The following is a 20,894-nucleotide window of genomic DNA, read 5'->3' as shown; positions in this document are numbered from 1 at the left end:
AAACATTAAAAACCTACTTGAATACCTACGCTGAATGTCCGTTTCGGAGGATATGCATCGGACAGATAATCCGAATCATAATACTTAGGTACATCCGAAATGGTAAACAAGTTATAAGCAGATACATTCAGTCTCAATTTCTCCAATCCAATTTTACCAATCAACGATTTTGGGAAAGTATATCCCAAGATCACTTGTTTCAGTTTGATGTAAGAAGCGTCAAGCAGATAGCCGGTTTGGGGATAGCTGCCAAGACCAGAACCATACATGGGGAATTTGGCATCCGTCCTTTCGGGAGTCCACGACTGATTGTAAGTCTCCCATGACCCGGCTCCGCCACCCCAGTAGCTTGAGACGGACGACAACCAATAGTCTCTCTTACCCACGCCTTGGAACATCAAATCCAAGTCGAAACCTTTATATTGGAAGTTGGCTGTAATGTTGTAACGATAGCGCGGTGCATTATTACCAATCACTTTTCTGTCACCCGGATCGTCTATAGTACTTAAACCACTTGTGATAACACCATCATTATCCAGATCTTTATACCAAACATAACCCGGATAGGCTTGCCCACCCTTGAAATACGGTCCATGATACAACGGCTTTCCGTTTGCTCCTACACCGTCAAAGTCACTTTCCTGAAGAATACCTCCGGTTACGTATCCCCAAATGTCGCCTACAGTGTATCCTTTATACAAAACACCGTCACCGATCTTATTGGTTGGGTTGGAGGGATAGCTTAATACTTTAGCCTTATCATCTGAAAGTGCAACACCTACGCTATAGCCAAATCCGTTAGCCAGTTTATCCGACCATTTAGCCTGAAGTTCAAATCCTGTTGTTTTCAGAACACCTGCATTTTCAAAAGGCAAATCGTCATCACCAATCAATGCCGGATAATCCTTTCCACCCGGTATTAAGATGTCAGTCACTTTTCTTTCGAAAACATCAGCACTGAACGTTAAACGATTCTTCAGGAAAGTGAAGTCGAAACCAAGATTCTTAGTCGTCGATTTTTCCCAAGTCAAGTTAGGATTGGTCAGTGAAGGAGTGACGATACCGGTCGGATAACGTGTTCCATCGAACAGAAAATACCCCTCTGAAGTTCCAAAAACAGACTGATACGGATAGTTTGAACTGGGCTGACTACCCAAACGTCCCCATGAAGCTCTAATCTTGAAATTATCTAACCAATCTCTCGACCAATCCATGAATTTTTCTTCCGAGACTCTCCATCCCAATGAAACTGTCGGGAAGAATTGGAAACGTGAATCTTTCGGGAATTTAGAGCTACCATCGTAACGAGCATCCAATTCAATCAGATATTTACTCATGTAGTTGTACATGATACGCCCGAATACGGCGCGTGAAGCAATCTCATAATGAGAATTGCCCGAGGTATTTGCTGTAATATCTTCTACCAGAGTAGGATTCAGGATGTACGGATCAAGCATTTTTGTCAATGTAATGGAAGAACCGGCATAAGTTTCTTGCTCCTGATTGATACCCAGCAGCAAGGACACGTTATGCTTTTCCTTGAAAGTCTGGTTATAGTCAGCATATACGTTGATAGAATATCTATCCGTATTGGTACGTTGGACATAACCCGTATTTTCTGTTGCCCAACGGTTTTCGAGGGCAGTCCATGAATTATTGACACGTGACTGCTTCGGATGAGTCTTTTCTCTCTGATAGGTAGTAGGAGCAAAAGAGAGATCAGCCTTTACTTTCAATATTTTAGGTATGATTGTAAACTCCGGACTGATAGAAAGAATAGTCTTTCGTCTGGAAGTGACATTACGCCCGCCTGCGTAAAGATAGCTGACGGGATTTTCTGTCACATGGTTTGGCAAAGGATCATCCGGGCCTGTTAATACCGGTTGATAAATATAGTTTTCCGGATAATAAGACTTAGCATAATTCCAGAGGTTCATTCCATCTGTTTGTTGCGTTGGCGCATCATAATCGAACACGTTATACGAAGCCTTGGCCGCCACTGTGAACCAGTTGGTCACTTTAGCATTCACACTGAGCATGGCATTGTATCTTTTCAGTTCATCGGTTCTGATTTCATACATACCTTTCTGGTCTTGCATACCCAAAGAAATATAATAACTGATCCTGTCACCACCACCGCTGATAGAGAGGTTGTGTTTCTGCGTCGGAGTCCAGTCTTTCACCAACTCTTTATAAGGATTCGTATTACCTACCCACTGAATGGCATCACCTTCCATGAAATAAGGTTTATTATTCACAGGATCTTTCATGTAAGCCAACATATGCTCCATCATGTCCTTGTCGTGCTGTGAATATTCGGCAATGGCACCTGTCCAAAGGTTCTTGTCCGCTCCTGCCTTATAGATATAGTATGAGTCCAGAATATCAGGCAATGCATAAGGTTGATCGAAAGCCAAATTGTAAGAATAATCTATTTTTGCTTTCTGCTTGAAAGTCCCTCCTTTTGTGGTAACCAATATTACACCGAAAGTAGCTCTTGTACCATAGATAGCAGCAGCAGAAGCATCTTTCAAGAACGACATATTGTCAATATCGTTCGGATTCAACTGATTTAAGTCTTCAGAAGTGATTTCAACACCGTCCAATAAAATCAGTGGAGAGCCTGAAACTACATCGAACTTATTCTTATCGTCATTAGATGTACCTCTCTGACGGAATGTCGTTGCACCACGGATATTCAATGAAGGTACCTTATTGGGGTCACCACCAGCGATACTAACGTTCAATCCCGGAACCATACCTTGCAGAGCTTGTCCAATATTAGAAACCGGTCTGTTTTCCAATGCTTCAGCCCCAACTGAAGCCACGGAGGCCGTCAGGTTTCCTTTCTTTTGGGACTGAAAACCGATGACCACAACTTCATCTATCATTTTGGAATCTTCGGATAAAGTAACATTGATAGTTTTTTGGTTACCCACCATCACTTCTTTAGTAGTATATCCTACGAAAGAGAATGTCAGTACACTCTTACTTCCAGGTACAGATACACTGTAATTACCGTCAATGTCTGTGATAGCACCGGTACCAGCCCCTTTCACCATTACTGTCACTCCAATCATGGGTTCGCCGTTGGTGTCTTTTACAACACCCGTAATCCGCAGATTCTGGTCAATCCCCATCGTAACATTCGAAGTAGCATGTACCACTTGAGAAATCCCTGCAGACAAAAAGAATAAGCATAAGAATAGCATCAAACATTGATGCTTATTCCAATCTCTAATTAACATTTTTACATCTTTCATAATGTTTAAATTAAAATTAACGCCGCAAATCTATGCCTATTAAAATATTTGATTTTACTGTTTTAGTTTTTTCTTTTACTCAAATTCAAGCGAAGAACATAAACTCCTGTAAATCAACGAACATTTGAGACAATAATTTATTTACAACATATATTTTTGCTCATGCAGATGAAACGGTTGCACCGATTTTTTTATTTATTATTCAAGTTTCGCAAGCCTGATTCATGGATTAATTTAATTAGTGAAATGAATAAAGCACTCTGCACATTAAGTTTTTACTGTAATATCAATTAGCCCTATCTGAACCACTATCCTGTCCCACTTGTTACCTACCTTCTCCCTACCTATAGACAAGGAGAAGGTAAGGAGTAGATAAGGAGTAGGTAGGGAGAAGGTAGGTAACAAGTATAGTCCGGAAGCAGAAGAAAGATTCTTATTCTCATACTTTGCGCTCCCTTTCAAATTTATTTCGTACCTTTGACGCTTTTAAAAAACGAAGAAAATACCAATTTATAAAAAGAATATGGAAACAGTAGAAAACAAGTACATTACCGTAGCTTATAAATTATACGCTATAGAAGACGGTGAAAAAGATTTCACTGAAGAAGCAACTGCCGAACACCCATTCCAGTTCATTTCCGGTCTGGGCCTGACTTTAGACTCTTTCGAAGACCAAGTGAAAGACTTGAAAATCGGTGATAAGTTTGATTTTACTATCGCTTGTGACGATGCTTACGGCTCTTACGATGAAGAACATGTTATCGACCTTCCGAAGCAGATTTTCGAAGTAGACGGCAAGTTCGACAGTGAACGAATCACAGCAGGTAACGTAGTTCCTCTGATGACTGCCGAAGGCCAACGCATCAATGGAACCGTGCAGGAAGTTAAAGCAGACGTTGTTGTAATGGATATGAATCATCCGTTAGCAGGTTGCGACCTGAACTTTGTAGGTGAAATCATAGAAAGCCGTCCGGCAACCAACGAAGAATTGGCTGAAATTGCCCGTATGATGAGCGGCGGCGGATGCAGTTGCGGTTGCGGTGATTGTGGTGACGGTTGTGGTGACCATGAGCATGGATGCGAAGGCGGATGCTGCCATTAATAAATTGAGAATTAAAAATTGAAAATTGAGAATTAGCTGCGCTATCATGCTGCATAGTATAATTCTCAATTTTTAATTCTCAATTCTCAATTTACTAATTTTTTCCCGTCATTATCTCCAGCACCAGTTTATCCGTCTCATTCATTCCTTGTGATCCTATCTTTGTCAGGTTACGGATGCTTTGGTCTACATCTTCATCTATAATTCCCTCTACAGAAGTCACACAGCGGTTTTCCATAGCCATGATGGCGGAAAGAACGGCGGTAGAAACACCGGTGGTTACTTTTAGGGCACAACTGGGTTTGGCGCCATCACAAATCATACCGGTAAGGTTGGCTATCATATTCTGGACAGCATAAGATACTTGTTCGTAGCTTCCTCCCATCAGCCAGGTGATGCCACAACTGGAACCGGTAGCAGCAACCACACAGCCACATAAGGCGGACAAGCGTCCCAGACTTTGTTTAATATAGATGACCGTCAGATGGCTTAGCATCAGGGCGCGTATCAATTCTTCTTCCGATTTGCCATTCTCCTCGGCATAAACCAATACAGGTAAAGTAGCGGATATCCCTTGATTACCACTACCGGAATTACTCATTACCGGAATCATAGCACCTGCCATACGGGCATCACAAGCTCCTGAAGTATAAGAAAGGATATGTGAGAAAACGCTATCACCCATCACTTTGTGTTCGTAAGTGCCACGCAGAATCTTACCCAGACAATGTCCGTACTCTCCTTCGAACGAGCGTTCAGCCGCCACCTTGTTCAAACGGGCGGTTTCAAGAATAAAACTTATTTCGTCCAGCGGAGCATTTAAAGCGAAATCATACACTTTACGAAGGGTCAGCTCTACAGTTTCTTCTTCCTCTTCATTTCCTACGGTATGTTGTTTCTGTAACAGGACTTCCCCATTACGTTCTATATATATAAAGGTAGTGTGCCCTCCGGCAATCACGGCGGTCGCCCGGTTACCTCCGGCTTCACAGCAGATTTCAATATACAGTTTCTCTTCTATATTCTCCTTCAACGAAATATGGATGCGTTTTTCTTCAATGAAGCGCTTTCCTTCTTCCACAGCATCGGGAGTACTGTCTTTCAACACTTCCAACTGATATTCCGATTTCCCAATCAGTGCACCTAATGCAATTGCAATGGGCAAACCAATCATTCCGGTGCCTGGAATCCCCACTCCCATAGCGTTTTTCAGAATATTAGCACTTAGCAACACATTAATGTTTGCAGGTCTTATTCCCAGTGTTTCTGTCGCTCTAGCCACACATAATGCCACTGCAATGGGCTCTGTACACCCAATGGCTGGCACAACCTCCTGATGTATCAGGTCGATTATCCGTTTTCTCTCTAACTCAGTTATCATTATTTCACGGTTTTTAATGGACACAAATTTAGAAAAAATGTTTTTAATACAGGCGCAAAGTCTTCTATTTCAAAAAAGAAACTTAACTTTGCGCCTGAGTTTTATATTATTAATAACCAAAAACTGAATTAAATGAAGATTAAAACGCTGACCTCGTGTTTCTTTGTGGCACTTGCCCTATCTTCTTGTATACAAGACGAAGCGCTTAATTCTGAAGCAGCCATTGATGGCTGTACAGGTGCTGATGTACAATTGGCAAATATCAATGCGGACGAAAAGAAAGTCGATGTTTATGTGCACAAAGGTGCAAACCTCGCAAAACAACAACTAAACTTCACCTTGCCGGAAGGTGCATCCATCAAGCCCAATGAACGCAGAGATGGTGATATAGGAAATATATATAACTTTAGCGAAGGAGAGCATTCGCGGTCATTTACGGTGACTTCCGAAGACGATGTTTGGAAACCTGTTTATGAAATAAACGTCCAGCCAACAGAGTTACCAACTTCCTATCATTTCGAGGAGTTGTTAGTTGCTAAAAATACTCCTTATCACATTTTTTACGAATTTGAACCTAGTACTTCACAAGGGATTTCAAAAGTATTGCAATGGTCCAGTGGTAATCCTGGTTACAAGCTAACTGGTATGTCCAAACTTCCTACCGACTATCCTACTGTACAAGTTACAGGAGGATATAGAGATAAATGTGCTAAGTTGGAAACTAAAGACACCGGAAGCTTTGGTGCCATGGTAAAGATGTATATTGCTGCCGGCAATTTGTTTATCGGAGCTTTTGATCTTGCTAATGCACTTAAAGATGCTCCTAAAGCAACAACTTTTGGTTTCCAATTCTACAAACGACCGAAAGCCTTGAAAGGATATTATAAATTCAAAGCAGGTCCAATTTATACTGAGAATGGAGAGCCTCAAAGTGGAAAGAAAGATCGATTTGATATCTATGCTGTCATGTATGAGGCTGAAGATAATTCATTTATGTTGGATGGAACCAATTCTCTTACTTCGGACAAAGTAGTATCTTTAGCCAGAATTAGTGCAGAAGAAGCATTGGAAACTGATCAATGGACAGAATTCAATTTGCCTTTCAAAACTCAGAATGGTAAGGAAATCAACGAAACTGAACTTCAGAAAGGTAAATATAAACTCGGCATTGTATTCTCTTCAAGCGTAGACGGCGCTTATTTCAAAGGTGCTGTAGGCAGCACTCTATATATTGATGAAGTAGAACTTATTTGCGAAGAGAACTAAAAAGAAATAATCATGAAGAAATATAACATTATTATCGTCGCATTACTGTTAACAGTAATTGGAGCTACATCAATAAAAGCTCAGGAAGATAGAACTCATATTCTCGGTCAGTCTTACCTTCGTGGTTGGGAATATTCATTGAAAGCAGGATTCAGTATCGGAGGAACCGCTCCTCTACCTTTGCCCGAAGAAATACGCAAAATAGACAGTTATGTACCCAGTATGGCAATCTCTATTGAAGGTAATGCCACCAAATGGCTGGATGATAAAAAAATGTGGGGCTTAACTGTAGGTTTGCGCCTTGAAACTAAAAATATGACTACCGAAGCTACCGTTAAGAATTATGGCATGAAAATTATCAATACCAATGGTGGTGAATTGGAAGGTCTATGGACAGGAGGTGTAAAGACTAAAGTAAAGAATTCCTATCTTACTGTTCCCGTTCTTGCTAACTACAAAATAAGCAAACGTTGGAAGCTTGTAGCCGGTCCTTATTTTTCCTACTTACTTGAAGGGGATTTTTCTGGTCATGTATATGAAGGTCATCTCCGCACGCCAGATCAAACAGGTTCACGCGTAGACTTTACTGATGAAAGTATTGCTACGTATGATTTTTCTAATGACCTACGCAAATTTCAATGGGGTATACAATTCGGTGGAGAATGGAGAGCTTTCAAGCATTTGAATGTTTATGCTGATCTTACATGGGGATTAAATGACATCTTTAAAAAGGACTTTGACACAATATCATTCGCCATGTATCCTATCTATCTTAATATAGGATTTGGATATTCATTCTAAGATATTATAGCAATAACTTTTCCTAAAGCTGTCATAGATTCTAAATATTAAAAAAGCTAGAAGTAAACTTCTAGCTTTTTTATTTTGGGGGATATTTATTATTCAGCCGCTACTGATTCTCCAATAACTTCTAATTCATCAAGAATCAAAGTACTACCTCCAGCACCCATGAAACTATCACCATCTTTACTTGAAGAACAAACAATAGCCAATTTATAAGTTTTGCTTGTTTCATACGCCTTACCAGTTAAAAAGGTAAAAGGGATATCAAAGTAGGTATACTCTGCTTTCGCTGTACCATCTTCTAATCTAGCAATTGCCACACGATAATCAGAAGTATTAATATCATGACCAGTCAAGATTACTTCTTTACCATCAGCATCTACAGCTTCATATAATACTGCTTGAATAGCACATTCATCAACTATATCCGGTTTTTCGATTACTTCTTCTGGCTTAGTAGCCTTAGAGCCATCAATATATTTCGCACCCGGAGTATATTTATACCATCCTCTGAAATAAACTGGTCGTTTATCATAAGCAATACCAAACTTAGAACTAGCAATACGATCGCCCGTATTCAATACAAACTTTCCAGTAAACACTGAACCTGATGTAATAGCAGGAACTAATGCATTAGCTTTATCACTGGTATCCATTGTTACTAATTTAATCGCCGACTCACCTTCCTTTTTATCATCTGTCTGGAATACTGGTAAATCCGTAACTTTGAACAGTTTAAGATAAGCAGCTCCCGGCGCGCTCGTAGCCAATAAATCTGTCGGTAGAGGAGAATAATATTCATTAGTTAAAAAAGTTCCAGGAACAGTTTCCCATTCCTCGAAAGAGAATTTCAATTCAGACTGGCTACCTGCTATAGAAACCTCATAAGCTTTAACTGTTCCATTTTCTGAAATTACTGTATAAATCACAGCTTTACCACCAGAAAAATCCTGCGCTACGCCACTTGCCGGAGTTACAGTAGCTTTTTCTGATATTGTGAATATAGGCTTTAAAGCTTTCAAATCATCATTAGTAGCCGTATCGCGTACTTTAAAAGTAATAGTACCAGTAGCCTCATCAATTACCGGCTGTTCTGTCACTAATTCACTATCGATAGTAAACGCTGTAATCTTTGCCTCTGAACTCTCAGATCCTGTTAATTTAGTACCTTTATATACAACCTTAACCGCTTGACCCAATTGTAATACATCAATATTCAGATTTGCTTCTGCTTTTCCATTATTAATAGTACCAGCTACATCTACATTACATTTGCCAATACCACTTAAATTCAGTTCTTGACTACCTGCAAATGTATAAGAAGTACCATTTTGTTTCAGAACGCATTTTTCCAATTTGATAGTCCCCAAGTTCATTTCCATGAAATTAAAGTCCTTCAATTCCAAACTAATGATATTATTCCCAGCTTTCGCAATTGTAATGTTCTTTGGCATCCCATTTGCCATAGGAGTCCCATCCAATTCAATATCTAAAGTACCTTTATAGGTACCTGCTAATTCTTCCTCAATCGGATAAACAGGGTCATCATCATCACTACAAGCAGTGAACAAACTCATTGAACAAATCAATGCAAACAAATAAAATAAATTCTTCTTCATAAAATCATCTTGTTTAGTTAATATGAGTCTTCTCATCGAAGGCCACAATGTTCTATTTTACTTTAATAAAAATTTAAGTGTGCAAAGAAACAGCTTTTAAAGCACATAAAAAAGGTCTGTTCTACGTTTTAATGTTCCATTTTTAATCTAAATTTTAAGTACTATACGCATAATACAAGTTCAGAAGGCTCTAACTATAAAAAACAATTAAAGGTATCTAATTGTTTTTTCATTTCAATAGAACTACTTATTAAACAAAAAAAGGAGCCGATTCTTTTCGAATCGGCTCCTTCTAATTTATCATAAAGATATTATCTCACCAAGTCCAAACCTAAATTAAAACTTGTTGTTACTGACCAATACCCACCTATCATCTGAATAAACATTCCAGCAGCTTGTGCTTCCTCCGGCACAATTCCACCTTCTACCAATGCATTCCAAAGCAATATTAAATCATTCACAGATACAGGATCTCCCCAGTCATCTGTTTCACCCGTATCACGAAGAGTGAAAAGATTGTCAAAGGCACTCTTATCCAAATAAATATAAGTATGACCATTATCAGCAGTCTTAATATTCATAGGTATTCCATCTTTAGCCCAACTTAATATCTGACTAATAGTAGCATCTTGTATACCACTAAGATCAACATTCAAAAGTCCACCAAGCAATGCTTTAACAGTAGCCGGATTTCCACTCAACACCTCATCAATAATATCAGCCATACCGCTGGCGTCAGCTCCAGTAGCTGCAGTCAAGATAGCAGGAATATTCAATTTTACAGTAAATTTCCCATTTCTCTCACTCCAATATGCCAAGTCCTTAGGAGAAGTAGTAAAGCCACTTGTAGCAAAAGTAGCTTTTATTTCACTTGCAGTAGGGAAAGCGCCTGTAAAAAAGATAGACATTATAGAATTTGGGTCCAGTGCTATTTCCGGACTAGCAACATAGTCAGCCATAATACTACCACTTTTATCTAAAGTAATTGAATTCAAAGCTTGAGGTAAAATAGAGCCTCCCAGATACCGTAATAAAGCAGAAATAAATTCTGGATAATTATCATCACCAGTAAATTGCCAATCTGTATACAATGCACTTGTCACAGGCCAATTCTTCATAGTTTCTTCTTCTGTCCATTTATAATCCGTAGCCGTGTAGTCTGCCATTTTATAAGTTCCAGCCCATGGGCTTACTTCATCGTCATCATCGCTACAAGCAGTAAACAAACTCATTGAACAGATCAATGCAAACAAATAAAATAAATTCTTCTTCATATTCTTTTTGTTTAATAAATAATAGCTCCCCATCGCTGGGTAGTCATGCTTTTTAATAAAATAAGATTTCAGGCTGCAAAATAACAGCTTTTAATAATACCAAACAAGGTCTATTCTAAAGATGGGCTGTTCTTTTTTTAAGCATCAAAGTTTTAATTATCACCTTTTATAAAAAAGAATTTGCTAGCAGAATGAACTCACAACCTCATTAAACATTTGCAGTTGCGTAATTATATCTGTAGAAATAAAGGCGCGCACTCTCGTAAATACAAACTTACGCAGCTGCAAACATTTTCCAAAGAAGATATAAAAAACATCTCATTCCATAAAAAATATAATATTTCTTCCTCTTCATGAGAAAAAATCCATAACTATTCGTTATCTTTATGCATCCAAAAGCTTTTATTCAAAGGATTTGGCATGAATTAACCCTATACATAAACCATTAAAGCAAAAGATTATGTTCAACTCATTCGGCAACATCCTCCGCCTTACCAGCTTTGGGGAGTCACATGGTAAAGGCATTGGAGGCGTCATAGATGGATTTCCCGCAGGTATCCGCATTGACATGGATTTCGTGCAAGCGGAACTCAATCGTCGCCGTCCCGGGCAATCCCTCATTACAACGGCACGGAAAGAAGGTGATAAAGTAGAATTCCTCTCAGGTATTTTTGAAGGCAAATCAACAGGATGTCCCATCGGATTCATTGTATGGAACGAGAATCAACATTCCAATGATTATGATAATATGAAAGAGGTGTACCGCCCCTCGCATGCGGATTATACATATAAGGTGAAATACGGCATTCGCGATTATCGTGGTGGTGGACGTTCATCGGCACGTGAAACCATTTCACGCGTAGTGGCAGGTGCACTTGCCAAACAAGCACTCCGCCAACTGGGTGTACACATTACGGCATATACTTCACAAGTAGGTCCAATTCGCCTGGAAGAAAACTATACCGCTTATGACCTCGATTTAATAGAAACCAACCCTGTACGTTGTCCGGACCCGGTGAAGGCAAAGGAAATGGAAGAGTTGATTTTCAAAATTAAGGGACAAGGCGATACTATTGGCGGAGTCGTGACTTGCGTCATCAAGGGATGTCCCATCGGATTGGGACAACCAGTATTCGGCAAATTGCAGGCTGCTCTTGCTTCCGGTATGCTCAGTATCAATGCTGCCAAAGCATTTGAGTATGGCGACGGATTCAAAGGCTTAAAACAAAAAGGTTCGGAACAAAATGATGTATTCTTCAACAATTGCGGACGCATTGAAACGAAAACCAACCATTCAGGCGGTATTCAAGGAGGTATCAGCAACGGACAAGATATTTTCTTCCGGGTTGCCTTCAAACCGGTAGCTACGGTGCTAATGGAACAGCATACTGTCAATTTGGATGGTGTAGATACGACGTTGAAGGCCCGTGGGCGTCATGACCCGTGCGTATTGCCACGTGCAGTGCCCATTGTCGAAGCAATGGCTGCCATGACCATACTGGACTTCTATCTCATTGACCGTACAACGCAATTATAAAAAGTAGCAATAGAGTGGTAAAGTGATAGAGTGACCATCCTATCACCTTAGCATTTTATCACTCTACACCTATATTATATATATTATGAACGAAATACAGAAATACATTTCAGAGAACGAACCCAAGATGCTGGAAGATTTGTTCAGCCTCATCCGTATTCCCAGCATCAGTGCGAAACCAGAGCATCATGATGACATGCTGGCTTGTGCAGAGCGTTGGGCACAATTATTGCTCGAAGCAGGTGCAGATGAAGCACTGGTAATGCCATCAAAAGGCAATCCAATTGTTTTCGGGCAAAAGATAGTAGACCCTACCGCAAAAACGGTATTAGTATACGCACACTATGATGTAATGCCTGCCGAACCGTTGGACTTGTGGAAAAGTGAACCTTTTGAACCTGAAATCCGTGACGGGCACATCTGGGCACGTGGTGCGGACGATGACAAGGGGCAAGCATTCATTCAAGTGAAAGCATTTGAATATCTGGTGAAGCACGGTATGCTGAAGAACAACATCAAATTCATCTTTGAAGGGGAAGAAGAAATCGGTTCGCCCAGCCTGGAAGCTTTCTGTGAAGATCATAAAGAATTATTAAAAGCAGATGTTATTCTGGTATCAGATACCAGCATGCTGGGAGCTGACCTGCCTTCACTGACTACCGGCCTCCGTGGACTGGCATACTGGGAAATAGAAGTAACAGGACCTAACCGTGATTTGCATTCAGGACACTTTGGTGGTGCAGTAGCCAATCCTATCAATGTGTTATGCGGCATGATTGCTAAAGTGGTAGATGCCAACGGACGGATCACAGTACCCGGTTTCTACGACGATGTAGAAGAAGTGCCGCAAGCAGAACGTGATATGATAGCTCATATTCCATTTAATGAGGAAAAATATAAGGCAGCTATCGGCGTGAAAGAGTTATTCGGAGAAAAAGGATACAGCACACTGGAACGTAACAGTTGCCGCCCGTCATTTGATGTTTGCGGAATCTGGGGCGGGTACACGGGTGAAGGTTCTAAAACAGTACTTCCATCTAAAGCTACAGCCAAGGTATCCTGTCGTTTGGTTCCTCATCAGGATCATCACAAGATTTCCCAGATGTTTGCCGATTATATAATGAGTATTGCTCCGGATACCGTACAAGTAAAGGTAACTCCTATGCATGGCGGACAGGGATATGTATGCCCTATCACTCTCCCAGCCTATCAGGCTGCTGAGAAAGGTTTCGAGAAAGCCTTCAGAAAGAAACCGCTTGCCGTACGCCGTGGGGGAAGTATTCCTATTATTTCTACATTCGAGCAAGTACTTGGAGTCAAGACGGTGCTCATGGGTTTCGGATTAGAATCAAATGCCATTCACTCACCAAATGAGAATATTCCGTTGGATATCTTCCGGAAGGGAATTGAAGCTGTGGTGGAATTTCACTTGAACTTTAATTAGTGATTAGCAGGTTAGTGATTAGTAGTAATTAATCACTTATCACTAACCCGATAATCACTATTTCGCATACGTCGTTCGTAATACTTTAAATTCCGTGCGGCGATTAATCGCATTACAAATCTCCTGCTGTTCCAGTGGGAGATTTTTTATGAACTCTTCCGTCAAGACATCACCTTCTTTCAGAAAAGGCGCCGATTTAAGAGTAAACTTTGTCACAGTCTTGGGTTGTTGTTCTCCATAGCCTTTGGGTGCCAAGCGTTCCGAATCAATGCCACCTTTGATAAGATAACGCACCACAGATTCAGCACGACGCTGTGACAAGTGGAGATTATAGTCATCATTTCCCTTATAGTCGCAATGTGCAGCCAACTCAATAGTAACACTCGGATTATCACTCAATAATTGTATCAGTTCATCCAGAGCTACTGTAGATTCCGATGTCAGATCGGCACGGTCAAACTCATAAAAGATATTCTCTATCAATACAGGGCGGGTTATGGAAGCCAGAGCAAATTCCAGTTCATAACGCCGGTCTTCATTGACATTCTCTGTCAACAGTTCTTCCTTATCGTTAAGATAGCCACGGCAGGAAGCAAGCAGAGCATAACGGCAGCCCGGATTCAGTTCTTGCATAAAAGTACCGTCCTTCTTCACGTTTATTTTCAGATAAGTGCCATCATCACCAACTAGGGTAACAAGTGCATCAGACAACACATCCCCCTCCTTATCATATACCAAACCTTTCAGGACATGGTGCACTTCAGGAAGTTCGAAACTAAATATATGGTCCCAGCCACGGGCATCTCCCCGATTGGAAGAGAAGAAACCACGGTTAGGAGCACCCGGTTCGAAAGTCATACCGAAATCATCGCTCTGCGAATTTATAGGAGAACGCATATTCTCAATGCGCCAGCGTTCCGTCAGACTGTCGGGGATGGCACGGAAGATATCCAATCCACCCATGCCAGGATGACCATTGGAAGAGAAGTATAAAGTGCCGTCCGGCGCAAAGGTAGGAAACATCTCATCACCGGAAGTATTGATGTCAGGACCTAAATTATCTACATATCCAAAGCCATCACGGGTTACATTAATACGCCACAAATCCAGCCCACCTTGTCCACCGGGCATATCAGACACAAAATAGAGATAATCGCCTGCGGGAGACAGAACGGGATGGGCAACGGAAGAAAGGGTATCGTTCATGATAGCACACTTCTGAGGAGCCCCCCATTCGGCCCCGACACGTTGGGAAACGTAAATCTCAGCATAAGCAGGCGCATTGGGCAATGTCCGGCAACGAGTGAAATACATGGTTTTGCCATCCGCCGAAAAAGAACAGGCTCCCTCTTCAAATTCACTATTCACTTCGGAGGCAAGCGGTTCTGGCTTTTGCCATTGTTTCTTTTCATTCCGTTTGGAATGGAATATATCGGCACTCTTCATCCCGGTGATGCCATTCAATTCAGAACCTTTCACCTCATTGCGGGTAGAGGTGAAATATAAGACATCAGCATCACCACCCGCATACATTGGAGAATAATCGCTGCGTCGGGATACGAGGATAGGAACGCGCTTCACAATATGTCGGGTAGGATTCTTTTTCCATTCCTGAGCCAACTGGCAGGAAATAAGCCCTATATATGCCAGAGAGTCTTTGCACTCTCTTCTATCAGAAAGATGCTGCACATAAGTAAGGTAATTCTCATAATAAGGTGTAGCAGCTGCATATTCACCATTCTTCCGAAGCATTTCTGCCAGATAAAAATGAGAGATTGTGTCGGGATAACGATAGCGGACTGCGTTCATATAGGCAGCTCTGGCTTTCAATGTGTAATTAATACGTCGATAACAATCACCTTGTTTATAGGCAAGTACTCCACGTTGAGGACGGTCTTTGGGAGAAGTACGGGTATATGCTTGTTTATAATAACGGGCAGCATCAAAGTATTCTCCACGGGCATAGCTTTGTTCCGCCTGACGCAAACTCCGTCCTGCCCCACAGGAAGTGAGGAACAAACTTGCACCGACAAGAAAGAATAAAAGCTGCCTATATAATTTCATAACAATATGAATTAAATAAAGTGACAAGCTATGAGCTGCGAGTGGCAAACACCTTTCGGCATGATAGCCAGTCGAATAATTTCTCATCACTTATATATAAACTGAAAATCCTGTAGTTTATTGTATTTTTCCCTTCTTCTCACTACATTTGCAAGACATCAAAAATCCCTCATCCTATGAAAGACCTCAATATTCAAGCCATCGGTTTAATGTCTGGAACTTCCCTTGACGGACTGGACGTTTGCTGCTGCACTTTCCGCCGTGAAGCCAGAAAATGGAGTTTCCACATTGATTGCGCCAAAGGCTATACCTATCCTGATGATTTAAAACAGAAGCTTGGTGCAGGTGCCCAACAAATGAGTGCTCTCGAATTCATCACATTCCACAGTGCCTACGGTAAGTTTTTGGGTGAACGGGTGAATGAGTTCATGCAAGAGTTCAATGTACGTCCGGATATCATCGCATCCCACGGACATACCATTTTCCACGAACCTCAAAAGCGTATCATGTATCAGATAGGTGACGGGGCTGCCATCGCTGCCGAAACCCGTATTCCTACTGTATCCGACTTTCGTCGTCTGGATATCATGCTGGGTGGGCAAGGCGCTCCGCTTGTCCCCATCGGTGACCGGTTACTTTTTGCCAATTACGATTATTGCCTCAACATCGGAGGCTTCTCCAATATCTCCTTTGAAGAGGACGGTCATCGCATTGCCTTTGATATCAGTCCGGTAAATTACGTTATCAATCATTATTGTCGGCAGGTTGGTCTGGAATTTGACAGAGATGGAAAGATTGCCCGGCAAGGCTCTATCTGCCAGCCGCTTCTAGATGAGTTGAACAATATGGACTTCTATCAGCAAGCAGGACCTAAATCTCTTGGGCGCGAATGGGTGGAAACATTAGTTTACCCAATGCTGGAAAAATACGGATTAAATTTAGAAGACAGGTTACGCACATTCTATGAACATGCTGCCCATCAAATAGAGCGCGTCATTACAACTCACTCCCGTCCATCCGGCAATAGCAAGCTGCTCATTACCGGTGGTGGCGCTTTTAATAAATTTCTGATAGAGCGCATAGATGCACTTTGCCCCTGTGAAATAGTTATTCCAGAACGACAAATCATAGAATATAAAGAAGCACTCATTTTCGCTTTCCTCGGCACTCTCTATATGGCAGATGAACCGAACTGTCTGGCATCCGTGACCGGAGCTCCAATAGACAACATAGGAGGAATGTTATTTAAATGACGAACTACGATTCAAAAGGTCTGCGGAACGTACATCCATTCCGCCATTCGGAACAGCCGTAAGCCGTCTTACCTTTGATAATAGTTCCCTTACCACACAACGGGCAAAGTTGTCCCTCAACAATCTGCGACTGAGAAGCATTTGCAAGAGCTATATCTGATTTTGCCTCAGCCGTATTATTTTTTGTTTCAGGTTCATCAGTTTTTGTTTCAGATGCTTTTTTGCGTGGTTTACTTTGTCGTTTAGGTTTCGGGGTATCTTTCCCTTTGCCCGCCTTTCCATCCTGCTTCTGTCCACCGGCAGATGCTTCCTGGACAGCCTGCACAATCGTGATATGCCGGTTACTATTATCTGAAAGCACACTCATGACAACTTCCGAGACCATCTGCTTCAATTCCTCCAGAAATTGAGCGGCATTATAGGTCTTCTTCTCAATCTCACGTAGTTTCTTCTCCCAGATACCTGTCAGTTCAGCAGATTTCAACAATTCCTCATGGATAATCTGAATCAGTTCCACACCTGTAGGTGTAGCAATCAGATTCTTCTTTTCCTTACGGATATAATTACGTTTAAAAAGCGTCTCGATAATTGCCGCACGCGTAGACGGACGGCCGATACCATTCTCTTTCAATGCATCGCGCAGTTCATCATTATCCACCAGCTTACCTGCCGTTTCCATGGCACGCAGCAATGTGGCCTCGGTGTAAGGACGAGGTGGTTGTGTCCACTTTTCATATAAATCAGGCACATGAGGACCGCTTTCACCTTTCACAAATGCAGGCAACACGTTTTCTTCTTCACCTATTTCCTTTTCTTCCTGCGATTGTGCTCCCGGAGTTCCAAAGATAACCCGCCATCCCGGTTCCAGTATCTGTTTGCCGGTAGTCTTGAATTCTATTTCCTCCACTGCACCCAGTACAGTGGTAGTGGCAAACTTGCAATCCGGATAGAACACTGCAATAAACCGACGAGCAATCAAATCGAACACACGGCGTTCCATATCTGTCAGGTTCTGCGGATATTGTCCGGTAGGGATGATAGCATGGTGGTCCGTCACCTTAGAGTTATCGAACACTTTTTTCGATTTTAATAAAGTGGTTCCTTCCAGGGGTTTTGTGAAAGTCTCATAATCACGCAACCCTTTCAAGATACCCGGACACTTCGGATAAATATCATCACTCAGGAAAGTCGTATCTACACGCGGATAGGTAGCGACTTTCTTTTCATATAATGACTGGATAAGTTTCAGTGTTTCATCAGCAGAATAAGCAAACTTCTTGTTGCATTCCACCTGCAGGGAAGTCAGGTCGAAGAGACGAAGCGGGGCTTCTTTGCCCTCTTTCTTGGTGACATCCGTAATCGTAAAAGGAGAGTTTCTTATTTGCTCCAATAAAGCCACACCTTGCTCTTGGCTGGCAATAGGGTCTATTCCCCGGTTCTCTTCTTCTTTTTTGGGTTTCTTTCCGGCAGCAATAGCCTCCTTGTTCTTCTCTGCTTCCAGAATAAGTTCTTCTTCACTCTTCCTGATTATGGCAGCGAAGGTGGTTTCCCGGTACACCGTTTTCAACTCCCAATATTGCTTGGGAACGAAGTTCTGTATCTCCAACTGGCGGTTTACGATTAATGCTAATGTCGGTGTCTGCACACGGCCGATGGAGAGAACTTGTTTGTTCTGCCCATACTTCATGGTATAAAGTCGCGTAGCATTCATTCCCAGCAACCAGTCACCGATAGCACGGGATAATCCAGCCTCATACAAGGGCTGAAAGTCGGAAGCATCTTTCAGCTTGGCAAAACCTTCACGGATAGCCTCTTCCGTCAATGACGAAATCCACAGCCGCTTCACCGGACAGCGTGCCCCGGCTTTTTGCATCACCCAGCGTTGAATCAATTCTCCCTCCTGCCCGGCATCACCGCAGTTGATAATCATGTCGGCTTTCTGCATGAGGGTTTCTATCGTATGGAACTGTTTTTCGTAAGTGGGATTGCTGATGAGCTTAATTCCGAAGCGGGGCGGTATCATGGGAAGGCTTCCCAGACTCCATGATTTCCAGTTCGGAGTATATTCATGCGGCTCTTTAAGCGTACAGAGGTGTCCGAATGTCCAAGTCACCTGGTATCCGTTCCCTTCAATGTATCCATCTCTCCTGTCTTTCGCTCCTAATACATCAGCTATGTCACGCGCCACAGAGGGCTTTTCGGCAATACAAACTATCATTCATCTCCTTTTTAGTCGGGCAAAGGTACAAAAAAGGGGGGAATGATAAAAGAATAAGTGATTATCCATGGTAATAAAGCAGTATTAGCACAAATGTGAAGGTCTATTACACAAGATTGAAACTCAAAAGAACATCCCACATTATAAAAAAAACATAGCTATCAGCCAAGACCTATCAAAAGTAGTAATTTAGCGACGATAAAAAATGCCTTTGAAAAAAGCTATAACTCTTAAAAAACTAATAATATGGTAAAACAAATCCCAATAAAGCATTTAGCATGCTTTTCTCTGCTCTGTTCATCTGTAGTTTCTGCCACAGAACGTCCCAATATTATCTACATTTTCACAGACCAACAGACTGCCAATGCTATGAGTTGTGCCGGAAACCCTGATTTACACACTCCCAACCTTGACAGACTGGCTGCTGCCGGTGTAATGTTCAAAAACGCATATTGCACTGCTCCCCTCAGTGGTCCCTCACGGGGAGCCATGTTTACGGGACATTATCCCGATGCAGTAGGGCTATCTGTCAACGGTTCAATAATACCGGATTCTCTCCAGACAAAGACATTAGGTACATTAGTAAAAAGTGCTGGATACGACTGTGCTTACGGTGGCAAATGGCACCTGCCGTTACTCGATGTTCCCGATAAGGAATATGGCTTCGACAACATCTATCAACATAGTGATGACGGGTTGGCGGAAGCCTGCATTGAATATCTCTCATGCGAACATAAAAAGCCATTCTTTCTGGTAGTCTCGTATGACAATCCGCATAATATCTGCGAATATGCACGAAGCCAAAATCTCCCTTACGGAAACATAGATATCCCTGATATGCGCGACTGCCCGGGTTTGCCTGCCAACTTCGCCAAAAATCCTTATGACGCCGATGTCATCGAAAGTGAAAAAAGAAACAATTATAATGTATATCCTACCGCCGACTTTACTCCTGAAGACTGGCGTATGTACCGATACAATTATTATCGCCTGGTAGAAAAGGTAGATAAAGAGATTGGAAAAATAGTAGATGCCATCGATAAGAATAGTCTTTGGAAAAATACGGTGGTAATTTTTTCAAGCGACCACGGTGACGGTGTAGGTGCCCATCACTGGAATCAAAAATCAGCTTTGTACGAAGAAGTCATCAATATCCCCCTTATCGTCACACTACCTGGCAAGAAAAATGGGGGTAAAGTACTCCCCCAACTCATCAGCAATGGCATAGATCTCTTTGCTTCCATTTGTGAATGGACAGGCGCCAAGATGCCGGAAAGCGCAGCCGGAAAATCTTTCCGTAAAATTGTAGAAGAAGGAAATCCCCAAAATCCACATCAGGAATATGTAATCACCGAGACACGGTTCGACGGAAGCAAAACAAGAGGCTGGGTAGTGCGCAGTAAACGTTATAAATATGTCCTTTATGATAAAGGAAGATACCGCGAGCAATTATTTGATATGCAGCATGACAGAGGGGAAATGAGAAATCTGGCGATGGAAAATACATACGGAAAAGAATTGCAAAAGCACAGAGACATCCTTGAAAAGTGGATGAACACCTATAATATACGCCCGAGCCGCACGAAACTGCACGATGTGCCGGGCAAGAAGATTAAAAACGTTCAATAAGGTAAAGAAGATTATTCAGCTTAACACTCTCCAAATGAGG

13 protein-coding genes are annotated in these 20,894 nt (G+C 41.8%); 7 read left to right on the top strand and 6 right to left on the bottom strand.

What is annotated here, in order from left to right; genetic code table 11:
- Positions 1 to 5: 5 nt before the first annotated feature.
- The gene (locus HMPREF9447_RS15495) at positions 6 to 3,263 is read right to left on the bottom strand and encodes a SusC/RagA family TonB-linked outer membrane protein (protein ID WP_009130691.1); all 3,258 of its coding nucleotides are present in this window, start codon (positions 3,261 to 3,263) and stop codon (positions 6 to 8) included.
- A gap of 523 nt (positions 3,264 to 3,786) precedes the next feature.
- Here HMPREF9447_RS15495 and HMPREF9447_RS15490 point away from each other — a divergent pair.
- A complete protein-coding gene (locus HMPREF9447_RS15490) occupies positions 3,787 to 4,365 on the top strand; it encodes an FKBP-type peptidyl-prolyl cis-trans isomerase (protein ID WP_009130690.1) in 579 nt (192 codons plus the stop codon).
- Between the two features lie 94 nt (positions 4,366 to 4,459).
- On the opposite strand, the gene HMPREF9447_RS15485 is transcribed toward HMPREF9447_RS15490, so the two are convergent.
- On the bottom strand, positions 4,460 to 5,746 hold the full coding sequence (locus HMPREF9447_RS15485) for an L-cysteine desulfidase family protein (RefSeq protein WP_009130689.1): 1,287 nt from the start codon (positions 5,744 to 5,746) through the stop codon (positions 4,460 to 4,462).
- 132 nt (positions 5,747 to 5,878) lie between these two features.
- On the opposite strand from HMPREF9447_RS15485, the gene HMPREF9447_RS15480 reads away from it, so the two are divergent.
- Positions 5,879 to 7,012, top strand: coding sequence for a PCMD domain-containing protein (locus tag HMPREF9447_RS15480; protein WP_009130688.1), 1,134 nt, complete (start codon positions 5,879 to 5,881; stop codon positions 7,010 to 7,012).
- Positions 7,013 to 7,024: 12 nt separating this feature from the next.
- The gene (locus tag HMPREF9447_RS15475; protein ID WP_009130687.1) at positions 7,025 to 7,813 is read left to right on the top strand and encodes a porin family protein; all 789 of its coding nucleotides are present in this window, start codon (positions 7,025 to 7,027) and stop codon (positions 7,811 to 7,813) included.
- 98 nt (positions 7,814 to 7,911) lie between these two features.
- Here the strand turns inward: HMPREF9447_RS15475 and HMPREF9447_RS15470 are convergent, their stop codons facing one another.
- Both HMPREF9447_RS15470 and HMPREF9447_RS15465 read right to left on the bottom strand, forming a co-directional pair.
- Positions 7,912 to 9,435, bottom strand: coding sequence for a PCMD domain-containing protein (locus HMPREF9447_RS15470; protein WP_009130686.1), 1,524 nt, complete (start codon positions 9,433 to 9,435; stop codon positions 7,912 to 7,914).
- A gap of 311 nt (positions 9,436 to 9,746) precedes the next feature.
- Entirely contained in the window at positions 9,747 to 10,709 is a 963-nt protein-coding gene (locus HMPREF9447_RS15465) for a DUF4925 domain-containing protein (RefSeq protein ID WP_009130685.1), read from the bottom strand.
- Between the two features lie 460 nt (positions 10,710 to 11,169).
- On the opposite strand from HMPREF9447_RS15465, the gene aroC reads away from it, so the two are divergent.
- Both aroC and HMPREF9447_RS15455 read left to right on the top strand, forming a co-directional pair.
- Positions 11,170 to 12,246, top strand: coding sequence for a chorismate synthase (gene aroC / locus HMPREF9447_RS15460; RefSeq protein WP_009130684.1), 1,077 nt, complete (start codon positions 11,170 to 11,172; stop codon positions 12,244 to 12,246).
- Positions 12,247 to 12,331: 85 nt separating this feature from the next.
- Positions 12,332 to 13,690, top strand: a complete 1,359-nt coding sequence (locus HMPREF9447_RS15455) for a dipeptidase (RefSeq protein WP_009130683.1) — start codon at positions 12,332 to 12,334, stop codon at positions 13,688 to 13,690.
- A 57-nt stretch (positions 13,691 to 13,747) separates the two neighbouring features.
- Here the strand turns inward: HMPREF9447_RS15455 and porE are convergent, their stop codons facing one another.
- A complete protein-coding gene (gene porE, locus HMPREF9447_RS15450) occupies positions 13,748 to 15,754 on the bottom strand; it encodes a PorE family type IX secretion system protein (RefSeq protein WP_009130682.1) in 2,007 nt (668 codons plus the stop codon).
- Between the two features lie 176 nt (positions 15,755 to 15,930).
- On the opposite strand from porE, the gene HMPREF9447_RS15445 reads away from it, so the two are divergent.
- Positions 15,931 to 17,007 carry an anhydro-N-acetylmuramic acid kinase gene (locus HMPREF9447_RS15445; protein ID WP_009130681.1) on the top strand — a complete coding sequence of 359 codons (1,077 nt, stop codon included), beginning with the start codon at positions 15,931 to 15,933 and terminating at the stop codon, positions 17,005 to 17,007.
- Between the two features lie 4 nt (positions 17,008 to 17,011).
- Here the strand turns inward: HMPREF9447_RS15445 and HMPREF9447_RS15440 are convergent, their stop codons facing one another.
- Entirely contained in the window at positions 17,012 to 19,225 is a 2,214-nt protein-coding gene (locus HMPREF9447_RS15440) for a DNA topoisomerase 3 (protein ID WP_009130680.1), read from the bottom strand.
- A gap of 246 nt (positions 19,226 to 19,471) precedes the next feature.
- On the opposite strand from HMPREF9447_RS15440, the gene HMPREF9447_RS15435 reads away from it, so the two are divergent.
- The gene (locus tag HMPREF9447_RS15435; RefSeq protein ID WP_009130679.1) at positions 19,472 to 20,854 is read left to right on the top strand and encodes a sulfatase family protein; all 1,383 of its coding nucleotides are present in this window, start codon (positions 19,472 to 19,474) and stop codon (positions 20,852 to 20,854) included.
- Positions 20,855 to 20,894 lie beyond the last annotated feature (40 nt).

The organism is Bacteroides oleiciplenus YIT 12058 (genome assembly GCF_000315485.1).
Taxonomy (GTDB): Bacteria; Bacteroidota; Bacteroidia; order Bacteroidales; family Bacteroidaceae; genus Bacteroides; species Bacteroides oleiciplenus.
This window is presented reverse-complemented; position numbering and strand designations above follow the sequence as displayed.